The 2,300-nt window shown below is 49.6% G+C and carries 2 protein-coding genes; both read right to left on the reverse strand.

The features are described 5' to 3' along the window. Positions 1-454 precede the first annotated feature (454 nt). The gene (locus ACOYW0_RS00050; RefSeq protein ID WP_482416582.1) at positions 455-1,234 is read right to left on the reverse strand and encodes a peptidylprolyl isomerase; all 780 of its coding nucleotides are present in this window, start codon (positions 1,232-1,234) and stop codon (positions 455-457) included. 230 nt (positions 1,235-1,464) lie between these two features. Continuing rightward, positions 1,465-2,277: a peptidylprolyl isomerase gene (locus tag ACOYW0_RS00055; protein WP_482416583.1), complete on the reverse strand. Its 813-nt coding sequence runs from the start codon at positions 2,275-2,277 to the stop codon at positions 1,465-1,467. Positions 2,278-2,300: the final 23 nt, after the last annotated feature.

A 2,300-nucleotide genomic window follows, 5' to 3' on the forward strand; every position in this document is an offset into this window, starting at 1 on the left:
TTCTGAAAGTGCTGCTCGATAAGTTCCGGGAGCGTCGATTTCTCTTTGCTGAGATCTTTCATGGATATTGTTATCCAAGTGCCTGTCACCTGCAAAATTTCCCCACATTCCATGGCGACCGACCACGCCCCATCCGCTGTCGCCCTTAACATCAAATACAGAGCCTGACTGTTCAAAATTCTCGAACAATGGAAAGTCATATGCTTCGGCGAAAGCCGATGACATAACAACCGCTGCTGTTAGCACAAAAAGGGCCATGCACCATCGTTTAATCGCATTGGAACGGATCGAGAACATGAAAAGCTCCAGTCAACTGTATACACATGAGTTATCTAAAATGACGCAGTGAACGGCCTATCCGTGACCAGGGCTCCACTTCATACGCCATGGGACGGTATCAAATCATGCTTAGAAAAGACAAAACACGAAGTCAGAACTCAAATAACGCCAACAATCACAGGTACTCGACTTCAGACTCCGCAAGGACGCTCCCGGCAACCTTTTTCACGTCTTTTTTAAGCTGGACGGGCACTAGGGATTTTCTGATGCGTGCACTCACTTCCTGCAAGGGGCGCGGGGGCACGTCTTCCCGTTTGATGACCCGTATAAGGTAAGGGACCCCTTCGATAAAGGTGAGGTTTGACGTTTGGCCTTCCTCTGTCGATGAAATCAACGTAAAAAGCCTCGGGTTCATCATCTCTTTGGCTGCACGTCCTTTTTTATAAAACACGGGCAAACGCTGCTCACGAAGCTCTGCCACCGGGTCATCCCAGGCACCCTCTTCGCTGATTTTCCCAAGGGCATCCATCACCTGAGTCCGCCCATCACCTTCCAGCGCATGCTCAGTGGATATCATCTCATAAACCACCGTGGTCCTGCCCCCGAACCGTTCAGGGTTGTTTTCATAGTACGCCTTCACCATCTCGGCGGTGACAGGCTGTGGGTTCGCATGGGATGCCAGATACGACTTCACAAGAAGCTGCTCACGGTAAACAGATACCTTTTTTTCAAGCTCTGCCAAGGCTTCGGCCCCAAGCTCTTTTTCCGATGCCATGGCAATGGCCCGGCTGCTCACAAGGCTTTCCAGTACTTTCCGGCGCCCCTCATCACCCAGCAACGCTCCCTGCTCCGGCCCAATCGTCGTTAAAATAGCCTGCTCAAGCTCATATTGCGTTACGGGATCGCCGTTGACCTTCGCCAACACAACGGTGTCGCCATCAAGGGTCGCTTTCATTTCCCCCCCACCGGATTCCCCATCTCCCCGGCACCCGAATGCCAACAAAAAACAGCATATGATCAAACTCAATCGGTATGTCACGTCAGTATCCTCACATGTATCGTGCGTTCATCGAGCAGTTTCCACGCCCAGGAATTCTATCCGCAAAAAAAATGCAAACTTGCCTCATCGCATCATCTGTCTCGGCTGGTTTGCCCCTTGCCCGGAGCGGGATTCACCTTACCTCGTCAAAACTTCTTGATCGTTACCGTAGCGAGAAGGCGCTCCATTTCAGCTTTTTTCACTTCATTCCTCAGTTGGTAACGTATATTCCCCTTGACTTCATCAAAGGGCTTACGAACTGTTCTCGGGGCTTCAACCAGCTTGATCACATGAAAACCAAAGGGCGTCTCCAAAGGCTCAGAGATCTCCCCGGGCTCCATGCTGAACATCTTGGCGGAAAAAGAGGGGCTGATACTACCCTCTTTCAGCCAGCCGATCTCTCCGCCTTTTCGTGCCGACATCTTGTCTTCAGAGTACGCCTTGGCCAGTTCAGCGAAATCCTCGCCCGTCCTTGCCTTTGAAAAAGCTTCACCGGCCGCGGTCAACTTGGCTTTTCTCTCGACTTCCCCCATCTTGGGATTGGTTCGAAGAAGGATATGAGCCACCTTTGCCTTCTTGACCTCATACTCTGTTACATGGGTGTCATAATAATTCTTGACGGCCTGATCATTAACCGTCTCACGAAGGTATGTCTCAAAATACCGGCTGATAAGCATCTCTTTGCGGAACTCGTTTATTTCAGTTTCCGTGAGCCCCTTATCCAGAAGATCGCTCTTTTCAACTGCTGCCGCCAAGGCTTCCCGCTCCAGATAGCTATCGAGCAACCTGACTCTTTTTTGCTCATCAGCATCAAAAATTCGTTTGAATTTTAAATAGGATGTAAATACATCTCTGGAAATTTTTTTATCATTGACCTTTGCAAGGTCAGTGGCATCACCCCCGCACCCAAACGTAATCAACCCAACAAGAACGACCGTCAGAAAAAAATATCGTTTCATAGTATTACAAACTCCATTTTCAG

Source organism: Desulfoluna sp. HI9BLuna, from assembly GCF_056829775.1.

Excerpts from the sequence above, each read along its gene's own strand:
- ACOYW0_RS00055 (WP_482416583.1), bottom strand. The coding sequence starts at position 2,277 with ATGAAACGATATTTTTTTCTGACGGTCGTTCTTGTTGGGTTGATTACG.
- ACOYW0_RS00050 (WP_482416582.1), bottom strand. The coding sequence starts at position 1,234 with ATGAAAGCGACCCTTGATGGCGACACCGTTGTGTTGGCGAAGGTCAAC.